Origin of the sequence: Sphingomonas sp. Leaf407 (assembly GCF_001425385.1) — a bacterium.
GTDB lineage: Bacteria > Pseudomonadota > Alphaproteobacteria > Sphingomonadales > Sphingomonadaceae > Sphingomonas.
Genome location: NZ_LMQO01000001.1, coordinates 1189429 through 1207142, shown reverse-complemented (window position 1 = coordinate 1207142; position 17714 = coordinate 1189429). Strand labels below are relative to the sequence as shown.

The following is a 17714-nucleotide window of genomic DNA, read 5'->3' as shown; positions in this document are numbered from 1 at the left end:
ACTGCGCGATCGACCATGGTGGGGGTGCCCGATGATCCGTCTGTTCCACGTCAGCGACGTCCATTTCGGCGCGGAGGACAGGCAAGCGATCGCGTGGTTCGATGAGGCGGTGCGCCGCGAACAGCCCGACGCGATCATCATGACCGGCGACCTGACGATGCGCGCCCGCGCCGCCGAGTTCGAGGCGGCGGCCGAATGGCTGGAAGGGCTGGGCCGTCCGGTGACGGTCGAGGTCGGCAACCATGACCTGCCGCTCTACAATCTGTTCGCCCGCTTCGTCCGGCCGTACAAACGTTACAAGCGGCTGGAGCGGATGATCGAACGGCCGCTGGAGATCAAGGGGGTGGCGATCGTGCCGCTCAAGACCACGGCGCGGTTCCAGTTCCGCTGGGATTGGTCGAAGGGCTATGTCGGTCCGAAGGCGCTGGCCCGGACGCTGAAGCTGATCGAGCGGGTGCCCAAGGGCGATCTGGTGTTCATCGCCGCGCATCACCCGCTGGTCGACGTCGGCACGCGATCGAGCGGCGAGACGCGCGGCGGGCCGGCCGCGCTGGCGGCGGTGACGGCGGCGGGCGCGCATGCCGTGCTGTCGGGCCATGTCCATGACCCGTTCGACGTGCCCTATCGCAGCGGCAAGGGGCTGTTGCGCATGGTCGGGGCGGGAACGCTGTCCTGCCGGACGCGCCAAGACCCGCCCTCGTTCAACGAGATCCGTATCGAGGGCAGAAGCTTCGAGACGATCGCGCGGAAAATGGGCGTGCCCGACGAGCCGGTGACGCAGTGATTGCTCCCCTCCCTGACAAGGGAGGGGAGGAAATCAGGAAAGCCGCTCGCCGATCAGCGTGCCCTTGGTGCCGCGGTTGACCAGTTCGAAGCGGAAATTGGGCCAGCGGCGGCGCCAGCGCTGTGCCACCACGCGCTCGCCGGGGCGGGCGCCGTCGTCGAGCATCACCACGCCGCCCACCGGCAACCGGTCGAACAGCGTTTCGGCGGCACCGCGCACATAGGGATGGATCGTCCACGGCGGGCCGTCGATCAGCAGCATGTCGACCCGGTCGGGCAGCGCGCCGATGTCGTACCACACGCCCGGCCAGTCGCCGGGTGATTCGACCAAAGGTGCGGCGCGCAGATCGGCGGCGATGCCGTGTTCGGCCAGCCATTCGCGCGTCGCATCGACGAAGCCGGCGTGCTGGTCGAAGCTGATGAGCTGTCCGCCGCCATGCTTGGCGAGCGCCGCGCCGGTCACGAGGCTCGACGCACCGGTGCCGAGTTCGACGACGGTGCGCGGGCGATCGGCGGCGATCCGGTCGACAATCAGCGAGAGATAGCCGGTATCCGCCTTCCAGCTCCCCAGATTGGGCAGCGCGTCGGGGGCGAGGCCCAGGTCGGCGATCAGCTTCGCCTTCACCGACCGCTTGCCGCCCGACAGGCTGCGCAGCAGCCACGGCCACTGGATCGCGCCGAAGGCGATGGTGAACAGCTTGTCGGAGAGCGAGCGACGCAGCTCCTCGGGCCACAGGTCGCCATCGGCAAGGGGGAGCAGCGAGGTTTTGGCACGCGAGGTCATGGCAGCTCTTTGTTTCGGTACCGCCAGCGTGCGGACGCGACTGTCGCTATACGGTTACGGATCAAACGAAAAGGGCGGCCCGATACCGGACCGCCCCAATTCGTTCGCGACTGGCCGCAAAGGAGGAACTTTTCGCACTCCCCTGCGTGCGAAAGTCTTCGCCTCCCGGCCACCCACAGCGTATCCTGATTGGGTGGCCGGGAGGGGGAGCGGGCCGGTACCGCGAAACGCGCCCAATCCGGGCGCGTTTCCAAATAGACGCTTAGCGCTTCGAGAACTGGAAGCTGCGGCGGGCCTTCGCCTTGCCGTACTTCTTGCGCTCGACCGCGCGGCTGTCGCGGGTCAGGAACCCGGCGGCCTTGACCGGTGCACGCAGGATCGGCTCGTAGCGGGTCAGCGCCTGGCTGATGCCGTGCTTGACCGCGCCGGCCTGACCCGACAGGCCGCCGCCCTTGACGGTGCAGATCACGTCATACTGACCATTGCGGTCGGCAACGCCGAACGGCTGGTTGATGACGAGACGCAGCGTCGGACGCGCGAAATAGACTTCCTGATCGCGACCGTTGATCGTGATCTTGCCCGAACCCGGCTTGATCCACACGCGGGCGACGGCGTCCTTGCGGCGGCCGGTCGCATAGGCACGGCCATAGGCGTCGATTTCCTGCGGGCGCAGCGGCATCGTCGGGCGCGGCGGCTCGACCGGGGCGGCGGGGGCATCACCCTCGAGCGCGGCGGTCTGCGGCGCCGAACCCTGCGGTGCGTCGGCCGGGGCCGGCTGACCGGTCAGACCGGCGAGGTCGGAAAGGGACTGGCGGTTGTCGGACATTATGCGCCCACCTTGTTCTTGCGGTTCATGCCCGCGATGTCGAGAACCTGCGGGTTCTGCGCTTCGTGCGGATGCTCGGTGCCCTTGAAGATGCGCAGGTTGCGCATCTGGTCACGACCCAGCGGGCCGCGCGGGATCATCCGCTCGACGGCCTTTTCCAGAACGCGCTCGGGGAAACGACCCTCGAGGACCTTCTCGGCGGTGACGGCCTTGATGCCGCCGGCATAGCCGGTGTGCTTGTAATAGGTCTTCGTCTTCGCCTTGTTGGAGGTGAAGCGAATCTTGTCGGCATTGATGACGACGACGTTGTCACCGCAATCGACGTGCGGGGTGAACGACGTCTTGTGCTTGCCGCGCAGGACGTTGGCGATGATCGACGCAGCGCGACCGACCACCAGGCCTTCGGCATCGACGATATGCCATTTCTTCTCCACCTCGTGCGGCTTCGCCGACTTGGTGGTCTTCATGAGCGCCTTCATGGGCGTTGGACCTTTCGGATATATCACGCAGCCGCACCGTGATGGCGCGCTGCGAACGCCGGCCAATTGCCCGCGCGGACGCGATAAGTCAAGCAAACCGCCCCTTTGCTGACGGGTATTGGGATACCCTATGCCCTGCGGCGGCCGATCGCGTGCAGGTTCCAGGTAACGACGACGACCAGCAGCGCGCCCACCAACTGGTGCAGCGCCGCGACTTCGATGCGAACGCCGGTCACGACGGTCGCGATGCCGAGCAGAATCTGCGTGCCGAACGCGATGTGGAGCGCGCGGGCGACCTTGGGATGGCCGGCGCGTTTGGCGGCACGGGCCAGCAGGACGAGGCACACGACCGCAACCCACGCCCACCAGCGATGGACGAAGTGGACGACATACGGATCGTTGACCAGTGCGTCGAGCGGCGCGCGCAGCGACCATTCCTGCGCCGGAAAGAAGCGCCCGTTCATCAGCGGCCATTGATCGGTGACGAGGCCGGCGTTCAGCCCGGCGACCCATGCGCCATAGAGCAACTGGACGAACAGCGCTGCGCCGGCGAGCACGCCGATCGTCCGCAACCGCGCGGGACGCGCGGTCTGGTCCTGCGCCAGTTCGCGCAGGTCGAGCGCGGTCCACACCGTGCCGGCAAGGATGAACAGCGCGGTCAGGAGATGCGCGGCAAGCCGCAGATGCGACACGTCGGTCCGCTCGACCAGCCCCGAGGCGACCATCCACCAGCCGATCGCTCCCTGCAATCCGCCGAGTGCCAGCAGCGCCAGCAACCGGCCCTTGTACCCGGCAGGAATCGCCCGGCGGACCCAGAACCACAGGAGCGGCAGGGCGAAGGCCATGCCGATCACCCGGCCCAGCAGCCGGTGGACATATTCCCAGAAGAAGATGCCTTTGAACTGCGCCAGCGTCATGCCCTGATTCAGCAACTGATATTCGGGGATGCGGCGATAGGCGGCGAATTCGGCGTCCCATGCGGCGGCGGTGAGCGGGGGCAGGGTGCCGCTGACCGGTTTCCACTCGGTGATCGAAAGCCCCGATTCGGTCAGCCGGGTGATGCCGCCGACGACGACCATCAGGACGATGAGCGCGGCGACGCTCCACAGCCAGCGGACGAGCGCGGCGGGGCGGGCGGAGGGGGCGAGAATGGCCATGGCGTCGCTGTACGCCGGTGCAGGGCGTGGCGGAAGGGCTGGCACTGGACCAAGGCGGGCGAAAGCCGCAAGGTGCGGCGATGCGGAAACCCCTGTCTTGACGATCGAAGTGCTGGTCGCGCGCTATGGCCTGATCGCGCTGTTCTTCGGCGCGGGGATCGAGGGGGAAACGGTGGTCGTGCTCGGCGGGATCATGGTCCATCGTGGTGCGCTGCCGTTTGCCGGGGCGATCGCGGCGGCGGCGATCGGATCGTTCGTCGCCGACCAGTTGTTCTTCGCCGCCGGCCGGCGGTTCCGCAACCATCCGCGCGTGCGGCGGCTGGCGGCGCGACCGGCGTTTGCCAAGGCATTGGCGGCGTTCGAGCGGCGGCCGACGCTGTTCGTCTTCGCCTTCCGCTTTCTCTACGGCCTGCGCACCGTCAGCCCGGTCGCGATCGGGACGACGCAACTGCCGACAGGGCGGTTCATGGTGCTGAATGGCGCGGCGGCGGCGGTGTGGGCGACGATCTTCGTGTCGATCGGCTACTGGTTCGGCCATGGCCTGAGCGAACTCGTCGGCCGCTGGCTGCCGTCGTGGCAGGTGCTGGCGGCGGGCGGCGGCGCGATCGTGTTGCTGGGCGGGGTCGGCTGGCTGGTTCGTCGGTCGCGTCGGGATGATCGACATTCGTCCTCCCCTCCCTGACAAGGGAGGGGTCGGGGGTGGGTCGGCCTGCGAGGAAGGGTAAGCGCGCCACAACCGGCCAACCCACCCCCAACCCCTCCCTTGTCAGGGAGGGGAGGCGCCCAGCCCTCAGGCGTCGCCCTTGCGGCCCAGCTTCTCGACGCGCGCCCCCACTTCGTCGCGGACGGTGCGGGACACGAAGCGGTCGATCGCGCCACCGTACATCGCGATTTCCTTCACCAGCCGCGACGCGATCGGTTGCAGCGAGACGTCGGCCATCAGGAAGACCGTCTCGATCCGGTCGTTCAACTGCTGGTTCATGCCCGCCATCTGATATTCATATTCGAAATCGGCGACGGCGCGCAGGCCCCGCACGATCACGCTCGCCCCCTGCCGTTCGGCGAAGGTCATCAACAGCGCGTCGAACGCCACCACCGCGATGTCGCCGTCGACATCGGCCACCTCGCGCTCGACCATCGTCAGGCGCTCGGGCAGGGTGAACATCGGCGACTTCGACGGATTGGTGGTCACGCCGATCACCAGCCGGTCGACGAGCTTCGCCCCGCGCCGGATGATGTCCATATGCCCGCGGGTGATCGGATCGAAGGTGCCGGGATAGACGCCGATCCTCACCGGTCGCGCTCCAGCACGTAGCGGGCGATGGCGCGCAGCAGGTCGGCCTCATGGCCATAGTCGCGCAGATGCTCGATCGACTGTTCGACCAGCCGCCGCGCCTGTTCGCGCGCGCGCGGCAGGCCCAGCAGCGAGAGGAAGGTTTCCTTGCCCGCCTCGCCATCCTTGCGTAGCGCCTTGCCGACCGAGCTTTCGTCACCCTCGACATCGAGAATATCGTCCGCGATCTGGAAGGCGAGGCCGATGTCGCGGGCATAGCCGCGCAGGCCGGTACGCTGGTCGGCGGGCAGGCGGCCGAGGATCGCACCTGCTTCCACGGAACAGGCGATCAGCGCGCCGGTCTTCATCGCCTGCAACCGGGTGACGGTATTCAGGTCGAAATTGGCGTCCTCCGCCTTCAGGTCCATCGCCTGACCGCCCGCCATCCCCGACGGGCCGGAGGCGCAGGCAAGATCGGCGATCAGCTCGACGCGGACGCGCGGATCGGGATGGGTCGCTTCCTCCGCCAGAATCTCGAACGCCAGCGCATGGAGGCAATCGCCGGCGAGGATCGCGGTCGCCTCGTCATACGCCTTGTGGACGGTCGGCTTGCCGCGCCGCATGTCGTCGTCGTCCATCGCCGGCAGGTCGTCGTGGACGAGGCTGTAGACATGGATGCACTCGATCGCGAGCGCGGCGCGGGCGGCCCGCGCCCGCTCGACGCCGAACAGCCGGGCGGTGGCGAACACAAGCAGCGGGCGCAGCCGCTTGCCGCCGCCGATCGCGGCGTGGCGCATCGCGCGGTACAGGTCGGCGCGCGGGTCCTGCGGCACGGGGAGCAGCGCGTCGAACTGGCGGTCCATCTCCGCCGATACTTCGCGGAGCGCGGCGGCGAGCGACACCGGCGGAGCGATCGTCGCCATTATTGCGCGTCGAACGGCTGGGTGGTGGCGCGTCCTTCGGCGTCGACACGGATCGCCTCGATCCGGGCCTGCGCCGCATCGAGCCGCGCGGCGCATTGCGCGCGCAGCAGGTCGCCGCGCGCATAGAGGTCGATCGCGGTCTGGAGGTCTTCCTGACCCGTCTCCAGCCGGCTGACGATCCCTTCGAGTTCGCGCAGCGCATCTTCAAAGGACAGGGCGGAGACTTCGGCTTCTTCGGACATGCGCGATGCTATGGGCTAAGCGGCGGGGCGATTGCAACCGGGGAGGTTGGGCAAATCCGCAGCCGGCGCCGACCGACCCTTACGACCCGGTCGGACCACCGTCGCGCCGCGTCCGCTCGGCGGCGGCCTGATGCAGTTGATCGACGATCGCGCGGTTCGTCGCCGCGCCCGCCAGATCCTGCGCCAGCGTGCCATATCCCTCGCGGCGCAGCGCCTGACGGATATGGTTCACCGAGATGAAATCACCCGACGCGGCGAGTTCGAGCGCGCGCGTCAGCGCCGGGGTGTCGCGGGTCATGGCTGTCGCTCGCGGTCGCGGTTCAGCCGTTTCGGACCCAAGGGGTGCGGACGACCTTGCCGGTCAGCAGCTTCTTGCCGAACGCCTTGCGCATCGTGTCCGCGCCCTCGCCGTTCAGCATCACGACATGGGTTCCACCGGTATGCAGCGTTTCGATCGCGCTGATCGCGGCACCATGTTTGCCGCACAGCGCAACCACATCGGCCTGCGCGATGCTGACGTTCATCGCCCGCGACGCCGATGTTCCGGCGGCGGAACCATATCGCCAATTGTCCTGCATGTATTTCCTGACGCATCGTTCGAGGTTGGCGGACCATTCCGGGCCACGCGAAAGGAAAAGACCGGCCGGTGCCGGCAGTAGCACCGCCCTTTGGCAAGGGCGGGATGTAGATCGTATATAGGTACGCCGCCGTTACAAACCAGACTGACGCGAAATTATTGGATGCGTCAGCGGAGGTGGCCGATGATCCGTAGTCCTTCCGGTGTTCGCACAATCGGCAATTGCCTGCCCAATGTCGTCAGCGCGGTGTCGACGGCATCAATATCCTGGGACTGACGGGCAGCAGCGACGCCGTCGACACGCGGGAAAATCGCAACAGCCGGGACCTCGATCCATTCGATCGTGATCAGCGGAAACGGACCGAACTCGAAACTGTCGACGGAGCCATGCGGCGCGTGAAGCCACGGCAGGCCCATCGATCGAATATCGTCGCTGTCGGTAAATTTAATCCGGATTTGTTGTAACGCGGGACGAGCCTCATCAAGCACCGTCAAGACTGCGCGCCATCTGCTGTTCGACATCAACGATGCCGCATAATCGCGCCGCGCCAGCAGGCGATCTCGGCGCAGATCGTCGGACAGGTCCGGTGCCATAGGCGGTTGTGCGATGTAGGCAGATCGATTGCAATCGAGGATGGAACGTCAACGGTCTATACGGGGCAGTCGCAAATCAAAGATGGGCAGCAACAGCATCCCACGCCACCTGCTTCGCCGCCACGCCCACGGTATGCAGCGGGCTGCTCGACGGCAGTTGCAGTGTCGCGATGTTACCCACCAGCGCGCGACCATGTTTCCATGCCGTTCCGCCATTGAACGCGACTAGCCGCAGGTCGGGCAGCGTCGCGATCAGCGCCGCGACGTCGTTCGCCGCCGCGTCGCGGATCGCCGCGTCGCTGCTGCCGGGGCGGGTGGCGCTGGCGACCACGTCCCACAGGCCGATGCCCGCGCCAAGCAGCGCCGCCAGCCGCGCCTCGTAAGGCAGGGTGGGCAGGTCGACGCCGACCACCGGCGACAGCAGCCGCCAGAACTGGTTCTGCGGATGCGCATAATAGCGTGCCGCCGCGAGTGACGCATCGCCGGGCAGGCTGCCGAGGATCAGCACGCGCGTGGTCGGTGCGACCACCGGCGGGAACGATGCCTTGCGGCTCACACCGCCTGTCCCGCCGCCCAACCGCTCGACCATGCCCATTGGAAATTATAGCCGCCAAGCCAGCCGGTCACGTCGACCGCTTCGCCGATCGCGTACAGGCCGGGCAGGTGCTTTGCCGCCATCGTCTTCTGGTTCAGCGCGTCGGTGGCGATGCCGCCGACCGTGACTTCGGCCTTGGCGAACCCTTCGGTGCCGTTGGGGAGGAACTGCCACGCCGACAGGCGGCGCTCGATCTCGCTGAGCGTCGCATCGCGCAAATTCGCCATTTCGGACGGCGCATCGATCCGCGCCGCCAGCGCCTCGGCCAGCCGGTCGGGTAGCGCCGCGCCCAGCACCGAGCGCAGCCCGGCGCGGGGCCGCGCGCGCTTGGCGGCGAGGAGCCAGCCCGGCGGCTGATCGGGCACGAAGTTGATCGTCACCGGCTGGCGATGTCGCCAATAGGACGAGGCTTGCAGGATCGCCGGGCCGGACAGGCCGCGATGGGTGAACAGCGCCGCCTCGCGAAAGCCGGGACCGTCGCCACGCGCCACGACCGTTGCCGCTACCCCGGACAGTTCGCGGAACAGCGCTTCCTCGCCGGGCAGGGTCAGCGGCACCAGCGCCGGGCGCGGCTCGACGATCTTCAGGCCGAAGCGGCGGCCGAGGTCATAGGCGAAGCCGGTCGCGCCGAGCTTGGGGATCGATGGCCCGCCGGTCGCGATCACCAGCGACGGTGCGGTGGCGTGGCGATCGCCGAATGCGACGGTGAACTGCCCGTCGGCATGGGTCACGTCGCGGATCGCGCTGCCGAGCGCGATGTCGGCGTCGGCGGCCTCGTGCAGCAGCATCGCCACGATCTGTCGCGCCGATCCGTCGCAGAACAACTGGCCGAGCGTCTTTTCATGCCACGCAATGCCATGCGCGTCGACCAGCGCGATGAAATCCTGCGCGGTGTAGCGACCGAGCGCCGACCGCGCGAAGCGCGGATTGGCCGAGACATAGCGGTCCCAGCTCGTGTCGACATTGGTGAAGTTGCAGCGCCCGCCGCCCGAAATGACGATCTTGCGCCCGGGTTCGGGAGCATGGTCGATCACCAGCACGCGCCGTCCGCGCCGCGCCGCGATACCGGCGCAGAACAGCCCCGCGCCGCCTGCGCCGAGGATGATGACATCATGGGTTTGCGCCATCGCGCGCCCATCGCACGAACCGCGCCGAAAAGCGAACGCCGCCGGGAGAGGGTCCCGGCGGCGTCGCAGAATGTTCTACACGGAGGCAGCCTTTAGGCCGGATCGATACTCGGCATTCCCTTGCGTCACCCCGGACCTGTTCCGGGGTCCACCGCTCGGCAATCGGCATAGCTTGAGCTTCGATCGATAGCATTCGCGGCCAAGTGGACCCCGGAACAAGTCCGGGGCGACGACGCGAGACTGAATGCCAATCGGCCTCAGAAGTTCATGCGCGCGACGATCGAATAGCGACGGTCGTTGACGTACCACTGGCGCGGCACGCGGCGGATCGCCTGGTTCTGGTCGACCACTGCCGCTTCGGTGACTGTCATCGAGTTGGTGAGGTTCACCCCCTGGACACCGATGCGGAACTGCGGCGTCACCTGGACGAAGGCCGATGCGTCCATCTGGCCATAGGCGCGCTGGAAGATCGGATCGAACGGGGTGATGACGTCGCGCAGCGTCAGCAGATAATCCGAGCGCCAGTTGTACGACGCACGCAGCGACAGCGGACCCACGTCGATGAACGGCGTGACGTTGAACTGGTGCTTCGAGAGCCCCTGTAGCGGGAAATTGTTGCCGGTGATCGTCGGCTGCTGCCCCGCCGCGACGGCGGGGTCGGTCGCCGAGAGCGTCGCCTGCGGCACGCCCGAGCTGCTGATGAACGTATAGTTCGCCTGAAGCCCCAGACCCTTCAGGAAGCCCGGCAGGAAGTCATAGGTCTGCTGATAGCCGACCTCGACCCCGCGGATATGGCCGACGTCGTCCGAATTGACCGGCGTGGTCACGATCGCCTCGAACGTCTGGCCGTTGTTGGTGAACGACGTGCGCTGGGTATCGTTGGTCAGCACGTTGGTCAGCCGCTTGTAGAAGCCCGACACGGTGATCGATCCGACGCGCGAGAAATACCATTCGCCGGTCAGGTCGAAGCTGTCGGCCTCGGTCGGGAGCAGATACGGGTTGCCGGCGTTGAACTGGCCGAGCACCTGCACCTGATTGGCCGGGATCGACCCGTCGGCGTTGACGACGATCGGGATCTGCTGCCCCGCGCCGTTGACCCGCGCCTGGGTGGTGAGCGCCACGACATAATAGTTGCGCACCAGACCGGGCGAGGGCGGGGCGACCCCCTTGGTATAGGCGCCGCGGAACTGGATGCCGTTACCCACTTCCAGCTTCACGTTCAGGCTGGGCAGCCAGTAGTCATAGGTGATGTCGACGTTGTTGGCGACGGTCGCACCGTTCAGGAAGCCGCGATAGCTCGTCTGTTGCGCGGTGGTGAGCGCGCAGAACGGCGACAGCGAAGCCCCGGCCACGCCGGTCACGACCTGCTGGACTTGCGTCGCGCACTGGGCGGTGGTCGGCAGTGAGGTCACGGTCGGGAACGACTGGAACCCCTGGCTGATGCGCTGGGTGTTGGTGTAGCGGACGCCGACGTTGCCGTTCAGCTTCCACCCGTTGCCGAATTCGGTGTCGAAGCGCGCCATGACATAGCCGGCCCGGTTGCGTTCGGTCTGCGGGTTGATTTCGCCGGGCAGATAGGTCGATCCCGGGATCACGTCGCAGCGTTCGGACAGCGGGTTCCAGCCGCCGTTGACGGTGCGGCCGTTGCCGTTGGCGCAGGTGATCCGTGCCTGCCATTCCTGGTTGATGCGCGACGCATAGGCGCGATACTCGGCCACATTGGCGGCGGTCATGCCCGAATAGAACAGCCGGCCCGGCCCGAACGGGCTGGCGGTGCGGCCCTGCAGGAAATTGTCGAACAACACGGGCTGATAGCCCTGCGGCGGGGTGCCGCCGTTGGTCGTCGGGCTGCCGTCGACATTGTCGCTCAGCCACACCGGACCGCCGTTGCCCCATTGTTCGGACAACACGCCCCAGTTGTAGGCCGAGAAGCGCGCCTCGGTTTCGCGCTGCGCGAAGCGGCCGCCGGCGCGGATCGCACGCAGGAACCCGGTTTCGGGGAAGCTGTATTCAAGGTCGAGGCGGACCGCATCCGAATTGCCGGTCGATTCCTCGCGGTGGTCCATCGCCGAGCGATAGAAGCTGTTGTACGGATCGAGATAGCTCTGCCGGCCGGGACCGAAATAGCCCGAATAGGTGCTGGCGGCGCCCGGCGTACCGGTGCAGATGCCGTTGCAGTTCTGCGGCGACAGGAACTGCACGTCGGGAATCTTGCTCCCGTTCATGCGGATTTGCGCGTCCTGATAGGTCGAGGTCCACAGGCCGTTGTCATCGATCTTGCTCGACGAATCGACGTGCTGATAATCGAGGTTCAGGCCCAGCCGGCTGGTGACGTCCCACTTGAAGTTGAACGAATAGTCGCTGGTGACGATCTTCGAGACCTGCTGGCGCGAGATGTTGTTCGACTGGAGGCCATATTCGGGGGTGCGGCGGTCGCCCGCCGTGTTCTGGTCGGCGCGCCAGCCGGTCGGGCCGGTGATGATGCCGTTTTCGAACAGGCCGCTGTCGTCGAAGTTCAGCGTGGTGCCGGTGCGCGCGCGCGAATCGCCGTTGGCGGTGACGTTGTCGGTCGCGATCTCGACGGTGCGCTCATCCCACGTCTGCCGCGCGTCGGAGCGCAGGAACTGCGCGGTCGCCTCCATCGATCCGTCGTTCGAGCGCCACTGCGCAGCCGCCGAATAGCCATAGCGTTCGCGGTTGAAATCCTGGCTGCCGGCGACGGCGCCGCGCGGGAACAGGCCGCTGCCCTGCCGCGTCGCGCCGGTGAAGGGCACCACATCGGTGCGCGTGCCGTTGCTGTAGAGCGGACGCACGCGGAACGACGAGATGCCGAGACGGTCGGCGCGGGTGTAGAGCTGCGAATAGCTGATCGAGCCGAGCAGGCCGAATTCGCCGATCCCGGTTTCCCAGCGGTTGCTGACCAGCGCCGAGAGCGACGGCGCGCCCTTCTTGGCGAACTCGCCATAGTTCATCTCGGCATTGGCCGAGAGGAGCAGACCCTTCTGGTCGAACGGCTTGCGCGTGCGCAGGTTGACCACGCCGGCGATGCCGCCTTCGATGCGGTCGGCCGAGGGCGACTTGAACACGTCGACGCCGCCCAGCAGTTCCGAGGGCACGTCGGAGAAGCTGAGGCCACCCGAATTGCCCGCTGAAAAGGCGTCGCGGCCGTTGAATTCGGAGCGGACATAGGTGAGGCCGCGCACGACCACGCCCGATCCCTCGACCGAGAAGTGGTCGGGATCGACGCCGGCGGCGAAACGGTTGATCGACACGCCGGGAATGCGCTGGAGCGTTTCGGTGACCGAGCGGTCGGGCAGCGCGCCGATGTCCTCGGCGGTGACCGAATCGACGATCACGTCCGAATTGCGCTTGATTCCCTGCGCGCTCGACAGCGACTGGCGAAAGCCGGTGACGACGATGTCGGGACCGGCCGCCGGGTCGGTTTCTTCCTGGACATTGTCGGTGTTGCTGGGGCCAGGCTTGGTGCCGGGCGTGTTGGTCGATTGTTCGACGTCCCCGGCGGCGGTCTGCGCCAGCGCGGGAAGCGCGGTGCCGGCAAGGCACAAGGCGGCGAGCGATGCGCCCGCCTTCAACGAAATGGCAATCGACCGGCCGAACGCGGCCGACGTGGAATTGCGGTAGAGCATCCCCCGAAACCTCCCCTGTTGTTAGCGCTATCATGTCGACGCGCCATCTGGTTGACCGGGATGTACTGTCGATTGCCCCATGAAATCAATGGCGGAATTCGGGGGCTTTGCGACTCAAGCGGCTGCCATAGACCAAAGTATGATAGGCCGTGCTTCCGATGAACGGGCAAGATAGGGCCGAAAATGTTGCGAGCGCTAACATCGCAAGATGGAGAGGATATGCAGGCCCCGCTCATTCGGCGGATCGTGATCGTCGGCGGCGGCACCGCCGGCTGGATGACCGCTGCCGCGCTGTCGGCGAAACTGGGAAACGGTGTCGCGACCACCCTGATTGAATCCGAGGCGATCGGAACGGTCGGGGTGGGCGAGGCGACCGTGCCGCACATCCGCCATTTCAACGCGGCACTCGGCATCGACGAAGCCGATTTTCTCAGCCGGACCAACGCGACCTTCAAACTCGGCATCGAGTTTCGCGACTGGGGCCGGATCGGCGACAGCTATATCCATCCCTTCGGCGCCTATGGCGCGCCGATCGGCGGGGTCGATTTCCACCAGCACTGGGTGCGGTTGCACAAGGCGGGGCGGGCGGCCCCGTTCGAGGCGTTCTCGCTGCCGATCCGGGCGGCGCGTGCCGATCGCTTCGCCCATCCCGACCCCGATCCGCACTCGCTGCTGTCGACCTATTCCTATGCCTATCAGTTCGATGCCGGGCTGTACGGCCGCTATCTGCGCGCGTTCGCCGAGGCGCGCGGCGTCGTGCGGCAGGAAGGGCGCGTGGTCGATGTCGCGCTGCGGAACGACGGTTTCGTCGAATCGGTCCGGCTGGACGATGGCCGGACGATCGCCGGCGACCTGTTCGTCGACTGTTCGGGATTTCGCGGGCTGCTGATCGAACAGGCGCTGCACGCCGGCTATGACGAATGGAGCCACTGGCTGCCGTGCGACCGGGCGATCGCCATGCCCTGCGCCACGACCGGGACGATTTCCCCCTATACCCGCGCCACCGCGCTGTCGGCCGGCTGGGCATGGCGCATTCCACTCCAGCACCGCGTCGGCAACGGCCATGTCTATTCGAGCGGGTTCCTCGACGACGAAGCCGCGCTGACGGCGTTGCTGGCGGGGCTGGACGGACCGCCGATCGCCGAGCCCAACCGGCTGCGCTTCACCACCGGGCGCAGGCGGCGACAGTGGATCGGCAATACCGTTGCGATCGGGCTGTCCGCCGGCTTCCTCGAACCGCTCGAATCGACCTCGATCCATCTGATTCAGTTGGCGATCGGCCGGCTGCTCGACCTGTTGCCGCAAGGGGACTGGGACCCGCGCGACGCCGCCGAGTTCGACCGGCTGATGGCGCGCGAATATGACCGGGTGCGCGACTTCCTGATCCTGCATTACCACGCGACCGAGCGCGACGATTCGCCCTTCTGGAATCATTGCCGGACGATGGACGTGCCCGACAGTCTGGCGACGCAACTGGCGCTGTTCCGGGAACGTGGCGTCGTCGCGCCCTATGCCGATGGCATGTTCCTCGAACCGAGCTGGCTGGCGGTCTATCTCGGCCAGCGGGTGGTGCCGCATCGGGTCGATCCGCGCGTGCTGACGACCGGGGAGGGGGAGGCCGCCGCGCTGCTGGCCGCGATGGCGGCGCGCTATGGCGCGGCGGCCGAGGGGTTGCCGGGCCATGCGGCAACACTGGGGCTGGCGGCATGAGCGGTCCGCGATCGATCGCGATCGTCGGCAACGGTCTGGGCGCGGCGCTCGCGGCGGCGATGCTCGCGGTGCGGACGAAGGACAGCGCGCGCATCATGGTCTTGCCCGGCGGGGACGACGCCCATGGGCTGGGACCGGTCGGCGCGACGATCGCGACGCGGCCGGCGTTCCGCGCGGTGCTGGCCGAACTGGGGCTGGCGGAGGACGCGGTGCTGGCCGCGACCAGCGGCGCCTTCTCGCTGGGGCAGGCGTTCAGCGGGTGGCGCGGTGCCGCCCATGGCTGGATGTTGCCGCACGGCGATATTGGCGCGCCGATCGGATCGGTGGCGTTCCATCATCTGCTGCATCGCTGGCGCAGCGAGGGACACCGCGCCACACCGGCCGACTTCGCGATCGCCGCCGTCGCTGCCCAGTCCGACCGCTTCGCCCGGCCGGACGACGATCCCGCCTCGCCGCTCTCGGCGCTCGACCATGGGCTGACGTTCGACAGCGACCGGCTGGCGACGCTGTTCCGGCGACAGGCGATGGCGCTGGGCGTGCGGTTCGATACCGTCCCGGTCGCCGAGGTCGAACGACAAGAGCGAACCCGCCTGCGGCTGAACGACGGGCGGATCGTGACCGGCGACCTGTTCGTCGATCTGACCGGCGCACAGGCGCTGCTCGCCGCCGGCCATGGCTGGCAAGACTGGCGGCGCTGGTTCCCCTGCGACCGGGCGCTGGTCGGCGTCGCGCGCGATCCGCAACCGCCGATGCCCTTCACCCATGGCGGGGCGACCGCCACCGGCTGGCGATCGAGCGTCGCGATCGATGGCGCGCGGGGCGACGTGCTGTTCGTGGCGAGCGCTTTCGGTTCACGCGATGCCGCCGCGCGCGACCTTGCGCTGCCGGTGCTCGACGAGATGCCGGTGCGCGCCGGGCGGTGCGAGCGTTTCTGGGACGGCGACGTCGTCGCGATGGGTGCGGCGGCGGCGGGGATCGATCCGCTTCACCCGGTCGCGCTCGATCTGCTGGCAGCCGGTGTTGAACGGCTGCTGGCGCTGTTTCCCGAACGGGCGCACGAGCCGTTGCTCGCCGCCGAATATGACCGCCGGATGGGAGCGATGGTCGAGCGGACCCGCGATTTCGCGTTGCTGCACTATGCGCTGGCCGATCGCCCCGAACCGATGTGGCGGGCGGTAGCGGATACGCCGTTGCCCGACGGCGCGGCATGGAAGCTCGACCAGTATCGCAGTCGCGGACGGATCAGCCGGCTGGACGACGAACGCTTCGCCGATGGCGAATGGGCGATGTTCTTCGACGCGAACGGCGTGGTCGCCGAGCGACGCGACGCGCTGAGCGATCATCTGCCGCCCGAGCGGCTGGAACGACATTTCGCGCGACTGCGCGAGGCGATCGTGCATAGCGTCCTTGCCATGCCGACGCATGGCACGGCGCTACGCGCGATCCATGACCGGAGACAGGCTTCGTGAACGACCAGGCGATCCGCCGCATCGTCATCGTCGGCGGCGGCACCGCCGGCTGGATGGCGGCTTCCACCTTCGCGCGGCTACTGGGGCCGAAGTATTGCGAGATCCACCTCGTCGAATCCGACGCGATCGGCACGGTCGGGGTGGGGGAGGCGACCATCCCGCAGATGGCGACGTTCAACCGGATGCTCGGCATCGACGAGAACGAATTCCTGCGCGAGACGAAAGGCACCTTCAAGCTCGGCATCGAATTCGTCGACTGGACGCGGATCGGCCACCGCTATTTCCATCCGTTCGGCAGCTACGGCGTCAACATGAACGGCATCTCGTTCCACGCCTATTGGCTGCGGCTCCACGCGCTGGGCGAGGCACCGGCGATCGAGCCATGGTCGTTGCAGGCAATGGCCAGCGCCGACGCCAAGTTCATGCGCGCGATCGATGCGGGCAATTCGCCGCTCAGCGACATTCCCTATGCCTTCCATTTCGATGCCGGCCTCTATGCGCGCTACCTGCGTCGCTATGCCGAGGCGCGCGGCGTGGTGCGCCACGAAGGGAAGATCGAGCGGGTCGAGCTGCGCCCCGAGAACGGCTTCATCGACGGGGTCGTGCTGGACGATGATCGCCGGATCGAGGGCGACCTGTTCATCGACTGCTCGGGGTTTCGCGGGCTGTTGATCGACCAGACGCTGGGGGCGGGGTTCGTCGACTGGTCGCACTGGCTGCCGTGCGACCGGGCGGTCGCGGTGCCGTGCGCGGGGGGCGAGAGGCTCGATCCGTTCACCCGGTCGACCGCGCGGGCAGCGGGGTGGCAATGGCGCATCCCGCTGCAACATCGCATCGGCAACGGCCATGTGTTCAGCAGCGCGCATATGAGCGACGACGAGGCGACGGCGATCCTGCTCGCCAACCTCGACGGCGAACCGCTGGCCGATCCGCGCTTCGTGCCGTTCCGCACCGGCCACCGCGATCGGGTGTGGATCAGGAACTGCGTCGCGATCGGGCTGTCGTCTGGGTTCCTCGAACCGCTCGAATCGACCAGCATCTGGCTGATCCAGTCGGGGCTGTCGCGGCTGATGGCGATGTTCCCCGACCGCCGCTGCGATCCGGCGGAGGTGGCGCGCTACAACCGCATCCTCGCCACCGAATATGCCGAGATCCGCGACTTCCTGATCCTGCATTATCACGCGACCGAGCGGAATGATTCGCCCTTCTGGGACCATTGCCGGACGATGGATATTCCCGAGCGGCTGGCCGAAAAGATGCGCGTGTTCCAGAGCCGCGGCCGCACGTTCCGCGAGAATGAGGAACTGTTCAACGACACAAGCTGGTTCGCGGTGCTGCAGGGCCAGGGGCTGCGGACGAACGGCCACGATCCGATCGCCGACACGCTGACGCTCGACGAGACGCGCGAACGGCTGGCCCATATCCGCGAGGCGATCGCGGCATCGGCGGCGTATATGCCGACGCACCGGGAGTTCATTCGTCAGCATTGCGCGGCAGAGTGAACTACTCCCCTCCCTGACCAGGGAGG

General features: G+C 67.4%; 18 protein-coding genes. 5 read left to right on the top strand and 13 right to left on the bottom strand.

The genetic code is table 11. The features are described 5' to 3' along the window. Window positions 1-31: 31 nt before the first annotated feature. Window positions 32-784 carry a metallophosphoesterase family protein gene (locus ASG37_RS05400; protein WP_055756744.1) on the top strand — a complete coding sequence of 251 codons (753 nt, stop codon included), beginning with the start codon at window positions 32-34 and terminating at the stop codon, window positions 782-784. A gap of 33 nt (window positions 785-817) precedes the next feature. On the opposite strand, the gene ASG37_RS05395 is transcribed toward ASG37_RS05400, so the two are convergent. The 4 genes from ASG37_RS05395 to ASG37_RS05380 all read right to left on the bottom strand — a co-directional run bounded on the left by ASG37_RS05395 (window position 818) and on the right by ASG37_RS05380 (window position 4029). Then, window positions 818-1567, bottom strand: a complete 750-nt coding sequence (locus ASG37_RS05395) for a class I SAM-dependent methyltransferase (protein WP_055756742.1) — start codon at window positions 1565-1567, stop codon at window positions 818-820. Window positions 1568-1829: 262 nt separating this feature from the next. After that, window positions 1830-2393 (bottom strand): 30S ribosomal protein S9, encoded by a 564-nt coding sequence (rpsI, locus tag ASG37_RS05390; RefSeq protein ID WP_082448380.1) that lies wholly within the window; start codon window positions 2391-2393, stop codon window positions 1830-1832. Then, window positions 2393-2872 carry a 50S ribosomal protein L13 gene (gene rplM, locus ASG37_RS05385; RefSeq protein WP_082448378.1) on the bottom strand — a complete coding sequence of 160 codons (480 nt, stop codon included), beginning with the start codon at window positions 2870-2872 and terminating at the stop codon, window positions 2393-2395. The genes rpsI and rplM overlap by 1 nt, the downstream gene beginning before the upstream one ends. A gap of 128 nt (window positions 2873-3000) precedes the next feature. Continuing rightward, window positions 3001-4029 (bottom strand): COX15/CtaA family protein, encoded by a 1029-nt coding sequence (locus tag ASG37_RS05380; protein WP_055756740.1) that lies wholly within the window; start codon window positions 4027-4029, stop codon window positions 3001-3003. Window positions 4030-4126: 97 nt separating this feature from the next. On the opposite strand from ASG37_RS05380, the gene ASG37_RS05375 reads away from it, so the two are divergent. Further along, window positions 4127-4711 (top strand): DedA family protein, encoded by a 585-nt coding sequence (locus ASG37_RS05375; protein ID WP_055756738.1) that lies wholly within the window; start codon window positions 4127-4129, stop codon window positions 4709-4711. A 108-nt stretch (window positions 4712-4819) separates the two neighbouring features. On the opposite strand, the gene coaD is transcribed toward ASG37_RS05375, so the two are convergent. The 9 genes from coaD to ASG37_RS05330 all read right to left on the bottom strand — a co-directional run bounded on the left by coaD (window position 4820) and on the right by ASG37_RS05330 (window position 13007). After that, window positions 4820-5323, bottom strand: a complete 504-nt coding sequence (coaD, locus tag ASG37_RS05370) for a pantetheine-phosphate adenylyltransferase (protein WP_082448376.1) — start codon at window positions 5321-5323, stop codon at window positions 4820-4822. Beyond that, entirely contained in the window at window positions 5320-6225 is a 906-nt protein-coding gene (locus tag ASG37_RS05365) for a polyprenyl synthetase family protein (protein WP_055756736.1), read from the bottom strand. The genes coaD and ASG37_RS05365 overlap by 4 nt, the downstream gene beginning before the upstream one ends. Beyond that, window positions 6225-6467, bottom strand: a complete 243-nt coding sequence (locus ASG37_RS05360; RefSeq protein ID WP_055756734.1) for an exodeoxyribonuclease VII small subunit — start codon at window positions 6465-6467, stop codon at window positions 6225-6227. The genes ASG37_RS05365 and ASG37_RS05360 overlap by 1 nt, the downstream gene beginning before the upstream one ends. A 79-nt stretch (window positions 6468-6546) precedes the next feature. Next, the gene (locus ASG37_RS05355) at window positions 6547-6765 is read right to left on the bottom strand and encodes a hypothetical protein (protein ID WP_055756732.1); all 219 of its coding nucleotides are present in this window, start codon (window positions 6763-6765) and stop codon (window positions 6547-6549) included. Between the two features lie 22 nt (window positions 6766-6787). Then, on the bottom strand, window positions 6788-6991 hold the full coding sequence (locus ASG37_RS05350) for a hypothetical protein (protein WP_230772144.1): 204 nt from the start codon (window positions 6989-6991) through the stop codon (window positions 6788-6790). Between the two features lie 221 nt (window positions 6992-7212). Next, a complete protein-coding gene (locus tag ASG37_RS05345; protein ID WP_055756728.1) occupies window positions 7213-7638 on the bottom strand; it encodes a hypothetical protein in 426 nt (141 codons plus the stop codon). A 76-nt stretch (window positions 7639-7714) separates the two neighbouring features. Continuing rightward, window positions 7715-8194, bottom strand: coding sequence for a DNA-deoxyinosine glycosylase (locus tag ASG37_RS05340; protein WP_235525223.1), 480 nt, complete (start codon window positions 8192-8194; stop codon window positions 7715-7717). Beyond that, window positions 8191-9360: an NAD(P)/FAD-dependent oxidoreductase gene (locus ASG37_RS05335; RefSeq protein ID WP_055756724.1), complete on the bottom strand. Its 1170-nt coding sequence runs from the start codon at window positions 9358-9360 to the stop codon at window positions 8191-8193. Before ASG37_RS05335 ends, ASG37_RS05340 begins: the two co-directional genes overlap by 4 nt. Window positions 9361-9617: 257 nt before the next feature. Next, entirely contained in the window at window positions 9618-13007 is a 3390-nt protein-coding gene (locus ASG37_RS05330) for a TonB-dependent receptor (RefSeq protein ID WP_055756722.1), read from the bottom strand. 219 nt (window positions 13008-13226) lie between these two features. Between ASG37_RS05330 and ASG37_RS05325 the strand changes: the two genes are divergently transcribed. From ASG37_RS05325 to ASG37_RS05315, 3 genes are read left to right on the top strand one after another with little or no spacing between them, the layout of a single operon-like run. Continuing rightward, on the top strand, window positions 13227-14717 hold the full coding sequence (locus ASG37_RS05325) for a tryptophan halogenase family protein (RefSeq protein ID WP_055756721.1): 1491 nt from the start codon (window positions 13227-13229) through the stop codon (window positions 14715-14717). Continuing rightward, window positions 14714-16186 (top strand): tryptophan 7-halogenase, encoded by a 1473-nt coding sequence (locus tag ASG37_RS05320; protein ID WP_055756719.1) that lies wholly within the window; start codon window positions 14714-14716, stop codon window positions 16184-16186. The genes ASG37_RS05325 and ASG37_RS05320 overlap by 4 nt, the downstream gene beginning before the upstream one ends. Then, complete coding sequence (locus ASG37_RS05315; RefSeq protein ID WP_055756717.1) at window positions 16183-17688, top strand: tryptophan halogenase family protein; 1506 nt, start codon at window positions 16183-16185, stop codon at window positions 17686-17688. The genes ASG37_RS05320 and ASG37_RS05315 overlap by 4 nt, the downstream gene beginning before the upstream one ends. Window positions 17689-17714: the final 26 nt, after the last annotated feature.

Bases quoted from the DNA above. Each gene is read 5' to 3' on its own strand.
- ASG37_RS05400 (WP_055756744.1), top strand. From the start codon at position 32: ATGATCCGTCTGTTCCACGTCAGCGACGTCCATTTCGGCGCGGAGGAC.
- ASG37_RS05395 (WP_055756742.1), bottom strand. From the start codon at position 1,567: ATGACCTCGCGTGCCAAAACCTCGCTGCTCCCCCTTGCCGATGGCGAC.
- rpsI (WP_082448380.1), bottom strand. From the start codon at position 2,393: ATGTCCGACAACCGCCAGTCCCTTTCCGACCTCGCCGGTCTGACCGGT.
- rplM (WP_082448378.1), bottom strand. From the start codon at position 2,872: ATGAAGGCGCTCATGAAGACCACCAAGTCGGCGAAGCCGCACGAGGTG.
- ASG37_RS05380 (WP_055756740.1), bottom strand. From the start codon at position 4,029: ATGGCCATTCTCGCCCCCTCCGCCCGCCCCGCCGCGCTCGTCCGCTGG.
- ASG37_RS05365 (WP_055756736.1), bottom strand. From the start codon at position 6,225: ATGGCGACGATCGCTCCGCCGGTGTCGCTCGCCGCCGCGCTCCGCGAA.
- ASG37_RS05360 (WP_055756734.1), bottom strand. From the start codon at position 6,467: ATGTCCGAAGAAGCCGAAGTCTCCGCCCTGTCCTTTGAAGATGCGCTG.
- ASG37_RS05355 (WP_055756732.1), bottom strand. From the start codon at position 6,765: ATGACCCGCGACACCCCGGCGCTGACGCGCGCGCTCGAACTCGCCGCG.
- ASG37_RS05350 (WP_230772144.1), bottom strand. From the start codon at position 6,991: ATGAACGTCAGCATCGCGCAGGCCGATGTGGTTGCGCTGTGCGGCAAA.
- ASG37_RS05345 (WP_055756728.1), bottom strand. From the start codon at position 7,638: ATGGCACCGGACCTGTCCGACGATCTGCGCCGAGATCGCCTGCTGGCG.
- ASG37_RS05335 (WP_055756724.1), bottom strand. From the start codon at position 9,360: ATGGCGCAAACCCATGATGTCATCATCCTCGGCGCAGGCGGCGCGGGG.
- ASG37_RS05330 (WP_055756722.1), bottom strand. From the start codon at position 13,007: ATGCTCTACCGCAATTCCACGTCGGCCGCGTTCGGCCGGTCGATTGCC.
- ASG37_RS05325 (WP_055756721.1), top strand. From the start codon at position 13,227: ATGCAGGCCCCGCTCATTCGGCGGATCGTGATCGTCGGCGGCGGCACC.
- ASG37_RS05320 (WP_055756719.1), top strand. From the start codon at position 14,714: ATGAGCGGTCCGCGATCGATCGCGATCGTCGGCAACGGTCTGGGCGCG.